This window comes from Amycolatopsis marina (assembly GCF_900111885.1).
GTDB lineage: Bacteria > Actinomycetota > Actinomycetes > Mycobacteriales > Pseudonocardiaceae > Amycolatopsis > Amycolatopsis marina.
In genome coordinates, this window is record NZ_FOKG01000005.1 from 50,635 (window position 1) to 70,312 (window position 19,678).

A 19,678-nucleotide genomic window follows, 5' to 3' on the forward strand; every position below is an offset into this window, starting at 1 on the left:
ATCCACGACCGACGGTCAATCCCGGCGGGTGCCCGTGACTAGCGACCGGGCACAGGAGAAGCATTCCGTCCCGTCGGCGCCGCCCGCGGTCACGTCGGTCGCGGCCCAGCTCACCGACGCGCTGCCCGACGACCGCTACTTCAACCGGGAACTCTCCTGGCAGGACTTCAACGCCCGGGTGCTCGCGCTGACCGAGGACCCTTCGCAGCCCCTGCTCGAACGCGCCAAGTTCATCGCGATCTTCGCGTCCAATCTGGACGAGTTCTACATGGTCCGGGTGGCCGGCCTCAAACGCCGCGACGAGACGGGCCTCTCGGTGCGCAGCGCGGACGGGCTCACCCCGCGCGAGCAACTCGCGTACATCGCCAAGCGCAACCAGGACCTGGTCGAGCGCCAGACCGAGGCCTTCGAGGAGAACGTGCGGCCCGCGCTGGCGGCCGAAGGAATCCGCATCGTGAGCTGGTCCGACCTCGACGCCGCGGACAAAGTTCGCCTTTCGAGCTACTTCAGTGAGCAGATCTTCCCGGTGCTGACCCCGCTCGCGGTCGACCCGGCACACCCGTTTCCCTACATCTCGGGCCTTTCGATCAATCTGGCCGTGACCGTCCGGGATCCGGAGGGCGGCACCGAACGGTTCGCCAGGGTCAAGGTCCCGAACAACGTGCCCCGGCTGATCCGCATCGAGCAGCAACGACAGAGCCGGACCGCGACATTCCTCCCGCTGGAGGAACTGATCTCCGCGCACCTCGGCGAACTCTTCACCGGGATGGAGGTGATCGAGCACCACGTGTTCCGGGTCACCCGGAACGCCGACTTCGAGGTCGAGGAGGATCGCGACGAGGACCTGTTGCAGGCGCTCGAACGCGAGCTCGCGCAGCGTAGGTTCGGCCCACCGGTGCGGCTCGAGGTCGCCAGCGACATGAGCGAGCACATGCTCGAGTTGCTGCTGCGCGAGCTGGAGGTCGATCCGAACGACGTCGTCGAGGTCCCCGGCCTGCTCGATCTCAGTTGTCTGCACCAGCTCTCCAGTGTGGACCGCAAGGAGCTCAAGGACCCGCCGTTCGTACCCGCGACCCACCCGGCCTTCGGGGAGCGCGAGACACCGAAGAGCGTATTCGCCACCCTGCGCGAGGGCGACGTGCTCGTGCATCATCCCTACGACTCTTTCTCCACGAGCGTGCAGCGGTTCATCGAGCAGGCCGCGGCCGACGACAAGGTCCTCGCCATCAAGCAGACGCTGTACCGCACCTCGGGCGACTCCCCTGTCGTCGACGCGCTCATCGACGCGGCGCAGGCGGGCAAGCAGGTGGTGGCGCTCGTCGAGATCAAGGCGCGGTTCGACGAACTCGCCAACATCAGCTGGGCCCGCACGCTGGAGCGCGCAGGTGTGCACGTCGTCTACGGCTTGGTGGGACTGAAGACCCACTGCAAGGTCGCGATGGTGGTTCGCCAGGAAGGTTCCACCATCCGCCGCTACTGCCACATCGGCACAGGCAACTACAACCCGAAGACGGCCAGGATCTACGAGGACATGGGCCTGCTCACCGCGGATCCGACCATCGGCGCCGACCTGACCGACCTGTTCAACGTACTCACCGGGTACTCCAGACAGGACACCTACCGCAATATCCTCACGTCGCCACACGGGATTCGGCGCGGCATCCTGCACTGCATCTCCCAGGAAATCGAGCAGCAGAAGGCTGGCGGGAGGGCCGGCATCCGGATCAAGTGCAATTCGCTGGTCGACGAACAGATCATCGACGCGCTGTATCGCGCTTCGCAGGCGGGAGTAGCTGTCGAGATCGTCGTCCGCGGTATCTGCTCGCTCAAGCCCGGAGTACCCGGACTGAGCGAGAACATCGTCGTTCGGTCGATTCTCGGACGATTCCTCGAGCACTCCCGTCTCTTTCACTTCAGGGCAGGCAACTCGTACTGGATCGGCAGCGCTGACATGATGCACCGAAATCTGGACCGGAGGATCGAGGCACTGGTGCGGGTGAAGGACCCCAAGCTCACCACGCAACTGGACGAAGTGCTGGACTCGGCACTCGACCCGGCAACCCGTTGCTGGGTACTCACCGACAACGGCGAGTGGGCGCCGTCCCCCTCCGACGGATCGCAGGTTCGCGACCACCAGGTCGAGACTCTCGCCAAGCACAGGGCGGCCGGATGAGCCCGGCGGAAGCCACTCCGGCGGTCAGGGCCGCGGGAGCGGTGTTGTGGCGCACGGGAAAGAAGGAGGCAGGAGGCACCGTCGAAGTGGCCGTGGCACACCGGCCACGCTACGGCGACTGGTCACTGCCCAAGGGAAAGCTCGATCCGGGGGAGACCCCACCCGTGGCCGCGGTACGCGAACTGCGCGAGGAGACCGGGTTCGACGCGGTACTCGGGCGCTATCTGCGCCAGGTCGGGTACGAGGTCGAGCAGCGCGGCTCACGGGTGTACAAGGTCGTGGACTTCTTCAGCGCCAGGGCGGTGTCCGGTGAGTTCGAGGCGAACGACGAGGTCGACGACCTGCGCTGGCTGCCGGTGCGGGAGGCCGAGTCCCTGTTGACCTATCCGGCCGACGTGGCCGTGCTGCGCGAGTTCCGCGCACTGCCGGCGCAACTCACCACGGTGTTGCTCGTCCGTCACGCCAAGGCGGGCAAACGGGAGGAGTGGACCGGCGACGACGACCTGCGCCCGCTCTCCGATGCCGGGCTGCGGCAGGCGGAGGCCGTACGGACCATGGTGCGGGCATTCGGCCCGGACCGTGTTCTCGCGGCACCCCGCCTGCGCTGCGTCCAGACCGTGCAGGGAGTCGCGGAGGATCTGAGCACGGAAGTCCGGCACGAGGCGCTGCTCGCGGAGGAGGGCTACTGGCGCGATCCGGTACTGGGCGTCGCGCGACTGCTCGCCATCGTCAGTGACGGTGGGACTCCGCTGATCTCGAGCCAGGGCGGCGTGATTCCGGATGTCGTCACGATGCTCGCCGAGCGCGACGGAGTGGCGCTGCCGTGGGGCAAGTCCGGCACGGTTTCCGCGAAGAAGGGTTCGCTCTGGCTGTTGTCGTTCCGGCCGGCGACCGAGGAGGAAGGGCCGCGGCTGGTGGCGGCGAGCTACTTTCCCAGTCCGCTGCCCGCTCCCGCGGCCGCGAGGTCCTGAGCCGCCGGTGCCTCTGGCTTCCACAGTGGAGCAGTGGAGCGCGGGCACGACCCGACCGAGGCGGAACACCACCCGTCCGGCATGCGGCAGGGCCCCGCGCTGAGCGCACGGGGCCCTGCCGAGAAGCCACCTGGCGTGGCGAAATCACCAGCTCAGAAGCTGTGCTACTTCTTCTTCTTCGCCGCGGCGGTGGTCTTCTTCGGAGCCGCCTTGGTCGCCGTCTTTGCCGCGGCGGCCGTCTTCTTCGGCGCCGCCTTGGTGGCGGGCTTCTTGGCGGCGGTGCTCTTCGTTGCGGTTGAAGAAGCCTTCGACGTCTTGGCCGTTGCCTTCGGAGCCGCCTTGGTCGCCGTCTTGGCGGCCGTCTTCGGCGCCGCCTTGGTGGCGGTCCGGCTCGCGGTGGTGCTCCGGCTGGACGCCGCGCGGGTCGTCGTCGCCTTGCTCCGCGAGGTGGTGCTCCGGGTCGTGCTGGGGCGGCTGGCGGTCGCCCTCGTCGCCGCGGTGCGGGTACCCGTGCCGCGCGACGCGGTGGTGCCCGCGGTACGCGAGGCCGGGGTGGCCCGCTTGACGGCCGTGGCCTTCGGCAGCTTCTTCGCGCCGCTGACAACGTCCTTGAAGGTCGTACCGGCGCGGAACGCCGGAACGTTGGTCTTCTTCACGCGCACGGTCTCGCCCGTACGCGGGTTGCGAGCGGTGCGGGCGGCACGCGCACGCTTCTCGAACACACCGAAGCCGGTGATGTTCACCTTCTCGCCCTTGTTGACCGTCCGGATGATGATGTCGACGAGACCGTCGACAGCTTCCGACGCAACCTTTTTGTCGCCCAAGCGCTCGGAGAGCGCCTCGATCAGCTGGGCCTTGTTGGCCATTCCAGTCCTCCAAGAAGAACTACTAGTACACGGCCACGTCGGCCGACTTGCGCACACGGTATTACCAATGCAGCACAAATTCCAAACGGCACGCGGAAGTTTTCGTTGCCGGAGCGGGATGTTCCGCCCTCCGAGGGACCTCTGAGAGTGGTCTGAGGCCCTTTCCCGGTGCCGTTCGGCGTAGTTTCGACGGCCTTCGGCCGGTCCCGGATCCCCTTGCTGAGCAGGGAATCCGTGTCTCCAACCCGCCTCGAGGGGTCAGCTTGGGGTGGTCACCGGCTTCCACGATGGCCTGCTCGACTCGAATTCGTCGATGTCTGCGGCGTGTCGCAGGGTGAGGGCGATGTCGTCGAGGCCCTCCAGCAGCCGCCAGCGGGTGTAGTCGTCGATCGTGAAGGGGGCGACGAAGTCCTTGGCTCGTACGGTCTTCTCGGTGAGGTCCACGGTGACCTCCGTGCCCGGCTCGTTCTCCAGGATCTTCCACAGCTGTTCGACGTCCGCCTGCTCGCACTGGGCCGCCAGCAGGCCCTGCTTACCCGAGTTGCCCCGGAAGATGTCAGCGAAGCGGGACGAGATGACCACGCGGAAGCCGTAGTTCATCAGCGCCCAGACGGCGTGCTCCCGCGACGAACCGGTGCCGAAGTCGGTCCCCGCGACGAGGACGCTGCCGGACTTGAAGGGCTCCGAGTTCAGCACGAATTGCTCGTCGGACCGCCAGGCCGCGAACAACCCGTCCTCGAAGCCGGTGCGGGTGACCCGCTTGAGGTAGACGGCCGGGATGATCTGGTCAGTGTCCACGTTGGACCTGCGCAGCGGCACTCCGATCCCGGTGTGGGAGGTGAAGGGTTCCATGCTCGGTGGCTCCTGTGTCAGTTCGAGGTGAAGGTTCGCTGCCTGCTCGTCAACGCGCGCCGTTGCCCGCCGTCGCGGTGTCCGGCGCGGCTCCGGCGGTCGACAGGAGGTCCTCAGGGGAGGACAGGGTGCCGCGGACGGCCGTTGCGGCGGCGACGAGCGGTGAGACCAGGTGGGTACGACCGCCCTTGCCCTGCCTGCCCTCGAAGTTTCGGTTGGAGGTCGAGGCGCTGCGCTCGCCCGGCTTGAGCTGATCGGGGTTCATCCCGAGGCACATCGAGCATCCCGCCTGCCGCCATTCGGCGCCCGCTGCGGTGAAGACCTCGTCCAGCCCCTCGGCCTCCGCGGCCTTGCGCACCCGCATCGAACCGGGGACCACAAGCATCCTCACCCCGTCCGCGACCCGGTGCCCGCGCAGCACCTCGGCGGCCGATCGCAGGTCCTCGATTCGCCCATTCGTGCAGGAACCGAGGAAGACGGTGTCCACCGAGATCTCCCGCAGCGGGGTGCCCGGCTCAAGATCCATGTAGGACAGAGCCTTCTCGGCGGCGAACCGCTCGCTCTCGTCGGCGATCTGCTCGGGGTCCGGGACCCGGCCGTGCAAAGGAAGTCCCTGTCCGGGATTCGTACCCCAGGTCACGAACGGTGTGAGTTCCGCCGCATCCAGGCGCACCTCGGTGTCGAAGTCCGCGTCCGCGTCGGTCCGCAACTCCCGCCAGTTGGCCACCGCGGCGTCCCAGTCGGCGCCGGAAGGTGCGTGCGGACGGCCCTTCAGGTACTCGAAGGTGACCTCGTCCGGGGCGATCATCCCGGCTCGGGCGCCTGCCTCGATCGACATGTTGCAGATGGTCATCCTGGCTTCCATCGACAGGGCTTCGATCGCGCTGCCGCGGTACTCCAGAACGTAACCCTGTCCGCCGCCGGTACCGATCTTCGCGATCACCGCGAGGATGACGTCCTTCGCCGTGACTCCAGGCCGCAACTCGCCGTCGATGGTGATCGCCATCGTCTTGAAGGGACGCAGGGGCAGCGTCTGGGTGGCGAGCACGTGCTCCACCTCGGAAGTGCCGATGCCGAAGGCCATCGCACCGAAGGCGCCGTGGGTGGAGGTGTGGCTGTCGCCGCACACCACGGTCATTCCGGGCTGGGTCAGACCGAGCTGCGGGCCGATGACGTGCACGATGCCCTGTTCCGCATCGCCCATGGGATGCAGCCGGACGCCGAACTCCGCGCAGTTGCGCCGCAGCGTGTCGACCTGCGTCCGCGACACAGGGTCGGCGATCGGCAGGTCGATGTCGACCGTGGGCACATTGTGGTCCTCGGTCGCGATCGTCAGGTCCGGCCTGCGCACCGGCCTGCCCGCGAGACGCAGCCCGTCGAACGCCTGCGGGCTGGTGACCTCGTGCACGAGGTGCAGGTCGATGTAGAGCAAGTCCGGTTCGGCGCCTTCACCCCGGCGAACCGTGTGCGACTCCCACACCTTCTCCGCGAGGGTCCTCGGCTTCTCCGTACGGCCCTGGTCTGTGGTGGTCATCAGGGCTCCTCCCAAGAGCTAGTCGGGAGCAAAGGAACTCGGTCGAGCCGACAGGACGAGCCAGGCGAAAGCGACTCGAGTTCGATTTGTCCCAGGATCTGGACATCCCAAAGTTCGGGATTATAGTATCGCTTCGTGGGACAGCATAGCCCTTCCAACCAGCACAGCGGTATCGGAGTCCTGGACAAGGCAGTAGCCGTTCTCCAGGCCGTGGCCGACGAACCGTGCGGCCTCGCCGAACTCTGCGCCCGTACGGGACTGCCGCGCGCGACGGCGCATCGCCTCGCGGTGGGTCTCGAGGTGCACCGGCTCCTGCGCCGGGGAGCGGACGGCAAGTGGCGTCCGGGCAGCGCACTGGCCGAACTCGCAGGCGGCACGACCGACCCGTTGCTCGACGCGGCGGGGTCGATCCTGCCGAAGCTGCGCGACATCACCGGCGAAAGCGTGCAGCTGTACCGCAGGGACGGTGTACAGCGGGTCTGTGTGTCCACTGCGGAGCCGCCGAGCGGTCTCCGGGACACAGTGCCCATCGGCTCCCGGCTGCCCATGACGGCGGGCTCAGGGGCCAAAGTGCTGGCCGCATGGTCCGACCCGCACACACAGCGCACGATCCTGACCGACGCCGTCTACGGCGAGCGGACGCTGCTCGAGGTCCGCAGACGTGGCTGGGCACAGAGTGTGGCCGAGCGCGAGCCGGGCGTCGCGAGTGTCTCCGCGCCGGTCCGGGACTCCTCCGGCTCGGTCGTCGCCGCTGTGTCGGTGTCGGGTCCGATCGAACGGATCGGCCGCAAGCCGGGCTCGCGCTGGGCCGCGGACCTGCTGGCGGCGGCGGAAGCCCTCCAGGACCGCCTCTAGTTCGACCGGGCCGTAGCTCGCGAATCGAATGTTCACATCGTCGATCCGGCGAGCGTATTGTGAGCGAACGTGCCAGGTGTCCGAACCCGGTGCGCGCAACGGACTGAAGTGGTGGGATCCGATGCACGCTGCGGATGCACTCGAGCGGGGCCGGGAATCGTATTCACTCCGTGCTTGGCGGGACGCCTTCGACGCCCTGTCGGCGGCCGACAAGCACACGTCACTGGCGGCCGCCGATCTCGATCGGCTCGGTATGGCCGCATACCTGATCGGACTGGACGAGGAAGCGGTCGACGGCCTTCAACGCGCTCATCACGCATTCCTCGTCGAGGATGAGGTCGGCCGCGCCATCCGGAGCGCGTTCTGGCTTGGACTGATGCTGTTCCTGCGTGGCAGGCGCGCCGAGGGCGGCGGCTGGCTCGGACGTGCCCAGCACCTGCTGGAGCGGGATTCGCGGCTCCGCGTGGAGCGCGCCTACCTGATGATCCCGACAGCCCTGCAGACCATGGAGAACGGCGACCCTGGCGCGGCCTACGAGATGTTCGGCGAGATCACGCGGATCGCGAACCACTCCGGCGATCCGGACCTGGTCGCGCTGAGCAGGCTCGGACGCGGTCAGTCGCTGATCTCCATGGGTGAGGTGCGTCGGGGCGTGGCGATGCTCGACGAAGCGATGGTGGCGGTGACGATCGAAGCCGTGTCGCCGATCGCCGCCGGAATCGTCTACTGCGCGCTGGTCGTCACCTGCCGCCAGATCTTCGACCTGCGGCGGGCACAAGAGTGGACAGTCGCGCTGGGCCGCTGGTGCGCCACTCAGCAGGACCTCAAACCCTATCGGGGCCAGTGTCTTGTACATCGTTCGGAGATCATGCAGGTGCGTGGCGAGTGGGCCGAGGCGATGGACGAGGTGCGGCAAGCCTGCGCACACCTGGCCGAGCCACCGGGTAACCCGGTGCTGGGAATGGCGCACTACCAACGCGCAGAGCTGCTACGGCTGCGCGGCCAGTTCGCACAGGCGGAGCAGGCCTACCGCAAGGCAGGTGAGTCGGGGCACCCCGTACAACCGGGTCTTGCCCTCCTGCGCCTGGGCCAGGGACGGATTGACGATGCGGAGGCGGCCATCCGCCGGGTCGTGGACGAGGCCGAGGACGACCGCGTGAAGCGTTCCCGCGTGCTGGCCGCCTTCGTCGAGATCGTTCTCGCCACTGGAGATGTCGAAGGGGCCAGAGCGGTCGCCGACGAGCTGACGGAGTTCGGCGCCGACTTCGACACTCCATACCTGCGTGCAGTCGCGGCGTCCGCGCGCGGCGCCGTCCTGCTCGCCGACGGCGACGCTCACGGCGCGTGTGTGGTGCTGCGCGCCGCATGGACGATCTGGCACGAGATCGACGCGCCGTACGAAGCGGCGCGGGTACAGATGCTGATGGCAGAAACCTGCGAGCGGCTTGCCGACCACGACACGGCGAGCATGGAACTGGACGCGGCCCGTCGGACATTCGAGCAGCTCGGCGCAGCTCCGGCGTTGGCCAGGGTGGCCGAGCTGTCGCGGCCAACGCCGAAGCCGAGCGACCCGGGCGGCCTCACCCCACGCGAACTCGACGTGCTCCGCCTGGTCGCGACCGGGGCAACCAGTCGCGAGGTCGCCGAAAGGCTGCACATCAGTGAGAAGACCGTGGCCCGCCACTTGAGCAACATCTTCGCCAAACTCGGCGTCACATCCCGGTCCGCTGCCACCGCCTACGCCTACCGGCACGAGTTGGCGTAGCGCCCGTCAACGTGCCTGCTCGTCGCTCGGCTACACAGAATTGCCCATGCGACGCGCATGGCGGGATGGGTAATTCGTTCGAAGCGGCACAGGCCTTGTTGGCCGGATCGTTGCCTCGTCCACCGACGAGGAGGTAGCAACGATGACCACGCAGCACGCACCGACGACCGAACAGATCCAAGAGGCGTGGGACCGCCTCGCGACCCGATTCGACCAGTTCGTCACGCCCGAGTCGATGATGCTGGCGGAGAAGGCGCTGCGCCATATCGATCTGCGCCCCGGAACGCGTCTGCTGGATGTCGGCGCGGGCAGCGGGGCACTGAGCATCCCGGCCGCGCGGATGGGCGCACACGTTCTCGCCACGGATCTGGCTCCCACCATGATCGATCGACTGAACGAGCGGGCACGTGCCGAGGGGCTGGCCAACCTCGAAGGCAGGGTTATGGACGGCCAGGCTCTCGGCCTTGGTGACGACACCTTCGATGTCGCTGTCTCGGTGAACGGCGTGTCCTTGTTTCCCGATCTCGTGCGGGGGCTGGCCGAGTTGGTGCGGGTCACCAGGACGGGCGGGCGCGTCGTCATCGTCGCGTTCGGTCCCCTGCACAAGGCAGAGTTCATCGCCTTCTTCATGGCTGCGATGAAGGCCACGGTGCCCGGGTTCACGCCGTTGCCTGCCGATCCGCCGCCGCTGCCCTTCCAAGTGGCCGACCCAGCCGTGCTGAGCGCCAGATTGTCCGAAGCAGACCTGCGAGACGTCGAGGTCAAGTCCGTCACGTGGGACATGCCGATCGACTCCGCTGAGCACTTCTGGAACCTGTTCACATCCAGCAACCCGATCGGTGCCCAACTGGTCGCCGAACTTCCCGACGAGCTGCGGATCGAGGTGCTGCAGGTCCTGGACGGGATGCTGCACGAACGCTCCGGTGGCGGGCGCGGCGCTGTTTTGCACGCCGGCGTCAATATCGGCATCGGGACGGTGTGACCAACAACCTCAGCAGCGATGAACCGGACGGAGACAACCATGACAACGATCGCGACAACCAGAACTCGTCTCGGGGCCGTGGCCGTCGCGCTGGCACCGGCCGTGATGTTCGCCGCGCTCGTCTCGCACCCTTACCTCGCGCGGTTGCCCGATGCGCCAGCCGTCGCCGAAGCAGTAGCGGAGAACACCACGCGTTGGGGGTTCGTGCACCTGCTGACGTCGGTGGGCTCGGCGCTGATCGCGCTGGCGTTCCTGGCGGTCCGAGCGCACCTGCGAAACGCCGGGGAGGACCGGTTCAGCGCATGGGCGCTGCCCTTCACGATCATCGGTAGCGCACTGTACGGACTGGTGCCCGGGTTGGAGTTCGCACCGATGGCCGCCGCACGAGCAGACGGCGACGCCGCAGCGGCCCAGGCCATATTGGAACCGTGGTTGATCGCGATACTGGCAACGAGCGTGTTCATCTTCGCGATCGGGACCTTCGGCTTCGCGCGAGCCATCGCGGACAGCCAGATCCTGAGCAGACCGTGGACCCGTCTCGTCGTCGGGGCGCTCGTCGTGCTGGCTGTGTCGAGGTTCGTTCCACTCGGCGCAGTGCAGTTCTACGTGCAGGCCCCGGCCGGTCTCGTCGCTCTGTGGCCCCTGGCCAACCAGATGTGGCGCGCACCGGCCATCGCACCCGCCGTGCCGGGGAGCCCCGTGACCGCTGGATGACGGGAGTGCGGCTGACAGCAGACGAGAACTCTTCTACTGTGGATTCAACGCCGACGACCGAATCGATGGTCCGGCCTACTTCCGCGCCCGTCGAGCTTCCCCTCCTGTCACAACGAAAGAGCCCCATCCGCAGCTCTCGCGGATGGGGCTCTTTCGTGTGATGCGGACGTACCCCCGATGGGATTCGAACCCACGCTACCGGCGTGAGAGGCCGGCGTCCTAGGCCGCTAGACGACGGGGGCTTGCCTTGTTGCGAGAGAGAACTTACCAGACTGGATTTTTCCCTCTGCAGCTGGGGTACCAGGACTCGAACCTAGACTAACTGAACCAGAATCAGTCGTGCTGCCGATTACACCATACCCCAAAAACTCGGCGCTCTCTGGGAGAACTCCTGTCGAGCACCGCCGGGAAGAAATACTAGACCACCCCGAATCACGGCGTGCAGGCGGCCCCGCATCCCACCCCGCCGTCACCGCTGCACGGGCACGCCGACACTGGCGAACTCGCAGATCAGCAGCTCAGGAAGGTCGACGAGAGAGTCGATCTCGTGCACGCCCGTCGGCACGTCCTCGGACACGGCACGACGGTTGAGCCAGACCCCGCCGAGACCGGCGTCACGGGCACCGATCGCGTCGGTGTCGAGTTTGTCCCCCACATGCGCCGCCTCGGACGGGTCGCAACCCATTGTCAGGCAGACCGTGTGGAACATCACCGGGTCGGGTTTGGCCGTGCCCATCTCCCCCGCGATCGCCACATGATCGAAAAACCGGGCCAGCCCGAGATCCGCCAGCTTCGCCCGCTGGTGTCCACCGGAGGCGTTGGTCACGGCGGCCAGCTGCACACCCGCCGCGGTCAACCAGTCGAGACAGGGCAGCACGTCGTCGAACAGCCGCCACGAGCGGCGCAGCAGCTCCCGTCGCCTCGCCTCGAAGCCGACGATGTCACCGGCGTCCATCTCGGCCCCGAGTTCCTCGAGGAAGCACCGGCTGCGGGTGAGGTGCATGTCGGCGTACGAGAGGTCGCCCGCGACCACCTTGGCGACGTGTTCATCGGTGATCCGCTCCCAGACCGACCACATGTCGGCCCTGCCGATAAGTGCGGCCAGGGCACGACTGCCCGCCGAAGTGAAGTCGATCAAGGTGTCATCGATGTCGAGACAGACCAGCCGGAGTGCCGGCGGAGACCACGGCCCCGGAGGGGCGCTCCGTTCGGCCGTTGCCTGCGATGCCGTCGGGGAAGCGAACGCAAAATCCACTCAGCGAGGCTAGGCCACTTTCGGCCGTACCGATTCGACTATCGAGGTGATTAGCACTGCTCTGTTCCGGTGTAAATCGTCTACCCTCCGTGGGTCGCGAGGGCGCGGCGCAGCCGACCGAGCGACTTGTCCCGACCGAGCAACTCCATCGATTCGTACAACGGTGGAGACACCGTACGCCCGGTGACGGCTACCCGAACAGGGGCGAAAGCCTTGCGCGGCTTCAGCCCGAGGCCGTCGACCAACGCGTCCTTGAGCGCCTGCTCGATGGCGCCGGTCTCCCAGGAAGGCAGTGCCTCCAACGACTCGAGCGCCGCGCGCAACACCGGCTCCGAGTCCGGCCCGAGAGCCTTCGTCGCGGACGCCTCCTCCGGGGCGAAGCTCTCCTCGTCGGCGAAGAGGAAGCGCAGCATGTCGCCGGCGTCCGAGAGCACCGTGACGCGCTCCTGCACCAGTGGCGCGATCTCGCGGAGGGCAGTGAGTTGCTCCTCGCTGGGCGTCTCGGGCAGCACGTCCGCCGCTGTGAGATAGGGCACCACACGCCGCGCGAAGTCCGCGTTGTCCAGTGCGCGAACGTGCGTGCCGTTGATCGCCTCGGCCTTCTTCACGTCGAACCGTGCTGGGTTGGCGCTCACCTTGGTGATCTCGAACGCGGCGACGAGTTCGTCGACACCGAACACGTCCCGGTCATCGGCGATCGACCAGCCGAGCAGCGCGAGGTAGTTGAGCAGTCCCTCAGGGATGAAGCCCCGGTCGCGGTAGTTGAAAAGATTCGAGGAAGGATCGCGTTTGGACAACTTCTTGTTGCCCTCGCCCATCACGTAGGGCAGATGACCGAACTCCGGCACGAACTCGGCAACGCCGATGCGCCGCAGTGCCTGATACAGCGCGATCTGACGCGGTGTGGAGGGCAGCAGATCCTCGCCCCGGAGTACATGGGTGATCCGCATCAACGCGTCGTCGACCGGGTTCGTCAGCGTGTAGAGCGGATCTCCGTTGCCCCGCACCAGAACCGGGTCGGGGATGGTGCCGGCGGGGAAGCTGATCTCGCCGCGCACCAGGTCGGTCCAGCCGAGGTCCGCCTCCGGCATCCGCAGCCGGAGCACCGGGGACCGACCCTCGGCCCGGAACTCCTCCCGCTGCTGCGCCGAGAGCTCCCGGTCGAAGTTGTCGTAGCCGAGCTTGGGATCCTGCCCCGCCGCCCTGCGCCGCGCCTCCACCTCCTCGTTCGTGGAGAACGCCTCGTACAGCTCGCCGGCCTCCAGCAGCCGCCGGACCACGTCGGCGTAGATGTCCCGGCGCTGACTCTGCCGGTATGGCCCGAAGTCGCCACCGACCTCGGGACCCTCGTCCCAGTCGAGCCCGAGCCAGCGCAACGCGTCGAGCAGCGCCTCGTAGGACTCCTCCGAATCGCGCGCGGCGTCGGTGTCCTCGATCCGGAACACCAGACTTCCGCCGTGGTGCCGGGCGAAGGCCCAGTTGAACAGCGCCGTGCGGATGAGCCCGACGTGCGGGGTACCGGTCGGCGAGGGACAGAAGCGGGCGCGCACTGGCGAAGGCATCTCAGTCATAGCCAGGTCAGCGTATCGGGACACCTCGACCCGGCAACGAGGAGCGTCCGCACGGGGGACAGCACTTGACGACGCGGCCTGGGAGGGGCCACAGTGAGTTTATTCAACGGTCGATGAAAAAGGGGTGGAACGATGACCGAACGAACTACCTGCGCCGTGATCGGGGGTGGCCCCGCTGGAATGGTTCTCGGACTGCTGCTGGCGAGGGCGGGGATAGAGGTGACCGTCCTGGAGAAGCACGAGGACTTCCTCCGCGACTTCCGCGGCGACACCGTGCATCCGACGACCTTGGAGCTGCTCGACGAACTCGGGCTCGGAGAGAAGTTCGCCGAGCTGCCGCAGAGCAGACTCGAGGAGGTGGCCTTCCCCGTCGGGGACGACGACCGCATCGTGGTCGGGGACCTGCGCAGGCTCAAGGTGCGGCATCCCTACATCGCGATGGTGCCGCAGTGGGACCTGCTCAACCTGCTCGCCGAGGCCGGGCGCAAGGAACCGACATTCACCCTGCGCATGCAGACCGAAGCGACCGAACTGGTCCGGGATGCGGGCAGGGTCGCCGGGGTGCGGTATCGCACGGCCGACGGTGAGGCCGGCGAACTGCGGGCCGACCTCACCGTCGCCTGCGACGGCCGTACCTCGATGGCACGAGCGCAGGCAGGCCTGCGGCCGAAGGAGTTCCGCGTACCGATCGACGCGTGGTGGTTCCGGCTCCCACGGTATGAGGGCGAATCAGCGTCCGCGCTCAGCCCGAGCATGCGACGCGGCCGGTTCGCGATCACCATCCCCCGTGAGGGCTTCTTCCAGATCGCCTACATCGCCCGCAAGGGCGTCGACGCCCGGATGCGCGCCGAGGGGATCGAGAAATTCCGGAACGGGCTGGCGGAACTGGTCCCCCGACTGGGCGACCGCACGGACAAGCTGGAGTCGATGGACGAGATCAAGCACCTCGACATCCGTCTCAACCGCCTCAACCGCTGGCATGTCGACGGGTTGCTGTGCATCGGCGATGCCGCGCACGCGATGTCGCCCATCGGCGGGGTCGGCATCAATCTGGCCGTCCAGGACGCGGTCGCCGCCGCGACCCTGCTGGCCGAACCACTGCGCGGGAGAACCGTGGGCATCTCCCAGCTGGCCAAGGTGCGGACCAGGAGACTGTTGCCGACGATTCTCGTGCAGTCCCTGCAGCGGCTGCTGCACCGGGTCGTGGTGGCCCCCGTGGTCGAGGGCAGGCGGGACGGGCCGCCCGCACCGATCGTCGCGCTGGTGCGGAGGTTCCCCACGGCCTCGTTCATCCCGGCCTACCTCATCGGCGTCGGATTCCGCCCCGAACACGCGCCGGAGTACGCACGCAGGCGGCCGGAGTAGCACACCCGCCGACCGGAATTCGTCGACGAATCACCGTACCGAGCGGCCGGTGCGGAGCCGGTCAGCCCGCCGCCACCGGGTTCGTGAGGGTGCCGATGCCCTCGACGGTGATCGACACCTGCTGGCCTGGCGCCATCGGGCCGACACCCTCCGGGGTGCCGGTGATGATGATGTCACCGGGCAGCAGGGTCATCACCGTGGAGACGAACTCGACCAGATCCGGAATCTTGTGCACGAGCGCGGAGGTACGGGAGTCCTGCCGGACCTCACCGTCCAGTTCGGTGCGCAGGGCGAGGTCGCCGGGGTCCAATGAGGTCTCGATCCACGGGCCGAGGGGGCAGAAGGTGTCGTACCCCTTCGCCCTGCCCCACTGCCCGTCGGACTTCTGCTGATCCCGCGCGCTGACATCGTTGGCGATGGTGTAGCCGAGGATCGCCGCGTTCGCACGGGCCGCGGGGACGTTCTTCACCGGCTGCCCGATGACGACGGCGAGCTCTCCCTCGAAGTCCACTTGGGACGAACTCGGCGGCAGCTTGATGGCGGCATTGGGGCCGATGACGCTCGTGGACGGCTTCATGAAGATCATCGGTTCGGCCGGCACCTCGTTGCCGAACTCGCTCGCGTGCGCGGCGTAGTTCCGGCCGACGGCAATGATCTTCGAAGGCAGGATCGGTGCGAGGAGCCGGACATCCGCCAGCGGCCAGCGGCGGCCGGTGAAGTTGGGCTGACCGAACGGATGTTCGGCGATCTCCAGAACCTGGGCGTCCGAGTCATCCCCTTCGATGGCCGCGAAAGCCACGCCACCGGCCGGATGTGCAATTCGAGCAAGTCGCATACCGACAAGCCTACGTCAGGCCACCACGGCGAGCGGCGGGGTCGGGTCCGGGGTCAACCCTGAGAAGAGGGTAGGGACAACACCAGGTAGGAATCGGGAGCATGCCCGATGGTTTCACCCCGCACATCGCGCGAATGTTGTTCGTATGGCGAATGTCGCGATTGCACCCGCTGGTTCCGGGCCGGAGATCTCGGTCAGGCAGTTGGCATCGAGCCTCGGGGCGGGTGGGGCGGCCCTGGCCCTGCTGACCATGGCCGTCCTGCATCTCGCCGGAGCGGGACGGGTCGACCCGATGTCCACCACGCTTTCGGACTACATCTTCCTGGACGGCGTGGGCTGGTTGTTCAACGCCAGTGTGCTGAGCATCGCCGTCGCAGGCTGCGGAATCATGCTGGGGCTGCACCGAAACGGGCTGGCGCGTGGTCCGCTACTCCTGGGGACGCTGTGGCTGGCGGTTGTCGGTTCGGTGCTGGTGGCGGCGTTTCCCACCGACCTCGGCGAGTCCGTCTCGCTGTCCGCGCAGATCCACCGCTACGCGGCTGGCGTCGTCTTCTTCTGCCTGCCGATCACCGCGGCGCTCGTGGCATCGCGGCTTCGCCATGACGGCCGGCTGCACCGGCACCGCAGCTGCCTGTGGGGCAGCGTCGTCTTCACCTGTCTCGTCCTCGCGGTGTTCCTCACGAGCCAGTCACCGGTGGCCTCAGCGGATCTGAGCGCCACACTCGGTTTGTGGCAACGGGTGTTGTTCGTCGCCGAACTGTGTCTGCTGGCGCAGCTCGCGTTGCTCACCATGCGATCCGCCGTGACTCGCTCAGCGATCCATGACCGCGGTCCGGAGACTCTTGTGGACCAGCGCGTCGCACAACGCGAGCCAGCTGGCCTCGACGATGTTCTCGTGCACGCCGACCGTCGTCCACTCACTCCGGCCGTCCGAGGTTTCCACCAGAACCCTGGTGACCGCGTCGGTACCTGGATGCCCAGGCAGGATCCGCACCTTGTAGTCGGCCAGCTCGACCGTGTCCAACCAGGACAGATGCGGCGTGAGCGCCTCGCGCAGGGCCGCGTCGAGTGCGTGCACGGGGCCGTTGCCCTCCGCGGTGGCGATCACCCGATGCCCGGACACGTGCACCTTGACGGTGGCCTCCGAACTCACCTCACCGCCGGCACGGTGATCGAGCACGACCCGGTAGGACTCGAGTACGAACGGGGGCTCGTCGAGCACATCACGCTGCGGACCGTCGACCTCCCTGCGCAGCAACAGTTCCAGTGAGGCGTCGGCCGCTTCGAAGGACCAGCCCTGCGCCTCGAGGCTCTTGACCTTGCGCACGGCGCTGGTCAGGGCGTCGGGTTGGCTGGCGAGGTCAACCCCGAGCTCACGTCCCTTGAGCTCGAGGCTGGCCCTGCCAGCCATTTCGGTGACCAGTACCCGCATGTCATTGCCGACAGAAGCTGGATCGATGTGGTTGTACAACAACGGATCCACCTTGATCGCGCTCGCGTGCAGCCCCGCCTTGTGAGCGAAGGCCGACGTACCGACATAGGCCTGGTGGGTGTCGGGTGCGATGTTCGCGATTTCGGCAATGGCATGGGAGACGCGGGTGAGCTCGGCGGCGCCCCCTGTGGGGAGCACCTCCATGCCGAGCTTGGCCACCAGGTTTCCCGTTACGGCGAAGAGGTCGGCGTTGCCCGCCCGCTCCCCGTAACCGTTCGCGGTGCACTGCGCGTGCGTGGCACCGGCCTGCACCGCGGCGATGGTGTTGCCTACGGCGCAGGACGTGTCGTCCTGACAGTGGATGCCCAGCCGCAGGCCGGTCCGCTCGGCCACCTCCCGCACGGTTTCGGCGAGTTGCAGGGGCAACTGCCCGCCGTTGGTGTCGCAGAGCACCACCACGTCGGCCCCGGCCTCACCGCCGGCCCGCAGCACTCGAAGTGCTGTGTCCGGATCGAAGGCGTAGCCGTCGAAGAAGTGCTCCGCGTCCAGAAAGACCCGCCTGCCCTCACCGACGAGAAAGGACACTGTGTCCCGCACCATGGCACAGGCTTCGTCCACGTCGACCCGCAGCGCACGTTCGATATGCCTGCGATCCGACTTGGCCACTAGCGTCACCACTGGTGCGAGGGAGTCCAGCAGGCCGCGCACCTGCACGTCCTCGGCCGCGGTGGTACCCGCCTTCCTGGTCGATCCGAACGCGACCAGTGCCGCGTGCTTGAGCGACAGCTCTCCCCTGGCCGCCCTCGCGAAGAACTCGGTGTCCTTCGGCATGGCGCCCGGCCAGCCGCCCTCGATGAAGCCCACTCCCAGTTCGTCCAGCAGCCGCGCGACCGCGAGCTTGTCGGTTACCGAGTAGGAGATGCCCTCGCGCTGCGCGCCGTCGCGCAACGTCGTGTCGTAGAGGTGGAAATCATCGCCGAGGGGGGTGTCGGCCGGCTCCGTGCGGGTCACGGTCACTCCTGTGTCGTGGAAACACTGTGTCTGGGAAAACGCTGTGCCTTGAAACGCAAAAAGACCCCTCGCGGATGCGAGAGGTCTGCGCGTCGGGTGCTCTGTGAGCTCTACCCGGCGCGCCTGCCGATAATGATCGCGGCATGAGAAGTCATGCCAGGCATCATGCCACAGCCCCGATGGACTTCCAAACCCTGAGCGGAATTTCCCATGATCTGGTCACCCCGCGTCGCACTTTCCCGGGAAAGTGCGAGGTCGGCAGCAGCACTTTCCCGGGAAAGTGCGGAAAGAGCCGAGGCCCCCTCACATGCGTGGAGCACGCGAGGGGGCCTCGGCTTCTTCGAGCTATCGGCTCAGGCGACGGGCCGGACGTTGGACGACACCAGCGCGGCCAGACGGTCGCCGATGGACTGCGTGGCGCCCGGCGACGACTGGTCCCTGGTCGCCAGGTCGAACGCAACGGACGCCTCGATCCGGCGCGCCGCCTCCTTCTGCCCGAGGTGGTCGAGCAGCAACGAGACGGAGAGCACCGCCGCGGTCGGGTCGGCGAGGCTCTGCCCGGCGATGTCCGGCGCGCTGCCGTGCACCGGCTCGAACATGCTCGGGTTGCGCCGGGTGATGTCCAGGTTGCCGCTCGCGGCCAGGCCGATACCACCGGTGACCGCCGCGGCGAGGTCGGTGATGATGTCGCCGAACAGGTTGTCGGTGACGACCACGTCGAACCGGGACGGATCCGTCACCAGGTGAATCGTCGCCGCGTCCACATGTGAGTACGCCACGGTGACGTCGGGGTGCTCGAGCGAGGCCTCCTCGACGATGCGCGACCACAGTGAACCCGCGTACTCCAGGACGTTGGTCTTGTGCAGCAGCGTGAGGTGCTTGCGCGGCCGCTCCTCCGCCCGCCGGAACGCGTCGTTGACCACCCGGCGAACACCGAAGGCCGTGTTGACGCTGACCTCGGTGGCGATCTCGTTCTCGGTGTCCTTGCGCAGCAGACCACCGTTGCCCGCGTACGGCCCCTCGGTGCCCTCCCGGACGACGACCATGTCAATCTCGGAGGAGTCGGCGAGCGGACCACGCACGCCCGGGTAGAGCCGGGCAGGGCGCAGGTTCACGTGATGGTCGAGTTCGAACCGCAGACGCAGCAGCAGCCCCCGCTCGAGGATGCCGCTGGGAACCGAGGGGTCCCCCACCGCACCGAGCAGGATCGCGTCGTGCTGCCGAAGCTCGCCAAGCACGGACTCGGGGAGGAGTTCCCCGGTGGAATGCCACCGGGCCGCACCGAGGTCGTAGTTGGTGATCTCTGCGGCCGGAACGACTTCACCGAGCACCTTGAGCGCCTCGGTGACCACTTCGGGCCCGATCCCGTCACCTGGGATCACCGCGAGCCGCATCCACACACCTCCGTCGATCGGGGACCGGAGCCCCGGATGCCCCATCTGCAACAAAACTCCAGCCACGGCAGGTTACCGGCCGTCGACATCCGACCGAAGCACT

15 protein-coding genes, 2 tRNA genes and 1 pseudogene are annotated in these 19,678 nt (G+C 67.5%); 8 read left to right on the plus strand and 10 right to left on the minus strand.

Annotation, left to right across the window (positions count from 1 at the left end; all coding sequences use genetic code 11):
* Window positions 1-28: 28 nt before the first annotated feature.
* Together BM199_RS09805 and BM199_RS09810 are read left to right on the plus strand one after the other, a co-directional pair.
* Window positions 29-2,173, plus strand: coding sequence for an RNA degradosome polyphosphate kinase (locus BM199_RS09805; RefSeq protein WP_245788291.1), 2,145 nt, complete (start codon window positions 29-31; stop codon window positions 2,171-2,173).
* A complete protein-coding gene (locus BM199_RS09810; RefSeq protein ID WP_091672250.1) occupies window positions 2,170-3,144 on the plus strand; it encodes an NUDIX hydrolase in 975 nt (324 codons plus the stop codon). The genes BM199_RS09805 and BM199_RS09810 overlap by 4 nt, the downstream gene beginning before the upstream one ends.
* 164 nt (window positions 3,145-3,308) lie before the next feature.
* Here BM199_RS09810 and BM199_RS09815 read toward each other — a convergent pair whose 3' ends face one another.
* From BM199_RS09815 to leuC, 3 genes are all read right to left on the minus strand, one after another.
* Entirely contained in the window at window positions 3,309-4,010 is a 702-nt protein-coding gene (locus BM199_RS09815; RefSeq protein WP_091672251.1) for an HU family DNA-binding protein, read from the minus strand.
* A gap of 258 nt (window positions 4,011-4,268) precedes the next feature.
* Entirely contained in the window at window positions 4,269-4,862 is a 594-nt protein-coding gene (gene leuD / locus BM199_RS09820) for a 3-isopropylmalate dehydratase small subunit (protein ID WP_091672253.1), read from the minus strand.
* A gap of 49 nt (window positions 4,863-4,911) precedes the next feature.
* Window positions 4,912-6,396 carry a 3-isopropylmalate dehydratase large subunit gene (gene leuC / locus BM199_RS09825; RefSeq protein WP_091672255.1) on the minus strand — a complete coding sequence of 495 codons (1,485 nt, stop codon included), beginning with the start codon at window positions 6,394-6,396 and terminating at the stop codon, window positions 4,912-4,914.
* Window positions 6,397-6,531: 135 nt separating this feature from the next.
* Between leuC and BM199_RS09830 the strand changes: the two genes are divergently transcribed.
* From BM199_RS09830 to BM199_RS09845, 4 genes are all read left to right on the plus strand, one after another.
* Window positions 6,532-7,251, plus strand: coding sequence for an IclR family transcriptional regulator (locus BM199_RS09830; protein ID WP_091672257.1), 720 nt, complete (start codon window positions 6,532-6,534; stop codon window positions 7,249-7,251).
* 121 nt (window positions 7,252-7,372) lie between these two features.
* Window positions 7,373-9,016: a LuxR family transcriptional regulator gene (locus BM199_RS09835; protein WP_091672668.1), complete on the plus strand. Its 1,644-nt coding sequence runs from the start codon at window positions 7,373-7,375 to the stop codon at window positions 9,014-9,016.
* A gap of 142 nt (window positions 9,017-9,158) precedes the next feature.
* Entirely contained in the window at window positions 9,159-9,998 is an 840-nt protein-coding gene (locus tag BM199_RS09840; RefSeq protein WP_091672259.1) for a class I SAM-dependent methyltransferase, read from the plus strand.
* 39 nt (window positions 9,999-10,037) lie between these two features.
* Complete coding sequence (locus BM199_RS09845; protein ID WP_143101810.1) at window positions 10,038-10,712, plus strand: hypothetical protein; 675 nt, start codon at window positions 10,038-10,040, stop codon at window positions 10,710-10,712.
* Between the two features lie 169 nt (window positions 10,713-10,881).
* Here BM199_RS09845 and BM199_RS09850 read toward each other — a convergent pair.
* The 4 genes from BM199_RS09850 to gltX all read right to left on the minus strand — a co-directional run bounded on the left by BM199_RS09850 (window position 10,882) and on the right by gltX (window position 13,538).
* Window positions 10,882-10,954 (minus strand) — tRNA-Glu (locus BM199_RS09850).
* A 50-nt stretch (window positions 10,955-11,004) separates the two neighbouring features.
* Window positions 11,005-11,076, minus strand: a tRNA-Gln gene (locus BM199_RS09855).
* 105 nt (window positions 11,077-11,181) lie between these two features.
* A complete protein-coding gene (locus tag BM199_RS09860) occupies window positions 11,182-11,967 on the minus strand; it encodes an HAD family hydrolase (protein WP_091672262.1) in 786 nt (261 codons plus the stop codon).
* Window positions 11,968-12,047: 80 nt separating this feature from the next.
* Window positions 12,048-13,538: a glutamate--tRNA ligase gene (gltX, locus tag BM199_RS09865; RefSeq protein ID WP_091672263.1), complete on the minus strand. Its 1,491-nt coding sequence runs from the start codon at window positions 13,536-13,538 to the stop codon at window positions 12,048-12,050.
* 132 nt (window positions 13,539-13,670) lie between these two features.
* Here gltX and BM199_RS09870 point away from each other — a divergent pair, with 132 nt between their 5' ends.
* Window positions 13,671-14,903: an FAD-dependent oxidoreductase gene (locus tag BM199_RS09870; protein WP_091672265.1), complete on the plus strand. Its 1,233-nt coding sequence runs from the start codon at window positions 13,671-13,673 to the stop codon at window positions 14,901-14,903.
* A 61-nt stretch (window positions 14,904-14,964) separates the two neighbouring features.
* Here the strand turns inward: BM199_RS09870 and BM199_RS09875 are convergent, their stop codons facing one another.
* The gene (locus tag BM199_RS09875; RefSeq protein WP_091672266.1) at window positions 14,965-15,738 is read right to left on the minus strand and encodes a fumarylacetoacetate hydrolase family protein; all 774 of its coding nucleotides are present in this window, start codon (window positions 15,736-15,738) and stop codon (window positions 14,965-14,967) included.
* Between the two features lie 250 nt (window positions 15,739-15,988).
* On the opposite strand from BM199_RS09875, the pseudogene BM199_RS35190 reads away from it, so the two are divergent.
* Window positions 15,989-16,462, plus strand: a pseudogene (locus tag BM199_RS35190) (DUF998 domain-containing protein); the annotation flags it as partial.
* A gap of 87 nt (window positions 16,463-16,549) precedes the next feature.
* On the opposite strand, the gene cimA reads toward BM199_RS35190, so the two are convergent.
* Entirely contained in the window at window positions 16,550-18,181 is a 1,632-nt protein-coding gene (gene cimA, locus BM199_RS09885; RefSeq protein WP_091672268.1) for a citramalate synthase, read from the minus strand.
* Between the two features lie 353 nt (window positions 18,182-18,534).
* Complete coding sequence (locus tag BM199_RS09890; protein ID WP_091672669.1) at window positions 18,535-19,575, minus strand: 3-isopropylmalate dehydrogenase; 1,041 nt, start codon at window positions 19,573-19,575, stop codon at window positions 18,535-18,537.
* Window positions 19,576-19,678: the final 103 nt, after the last annotated feature.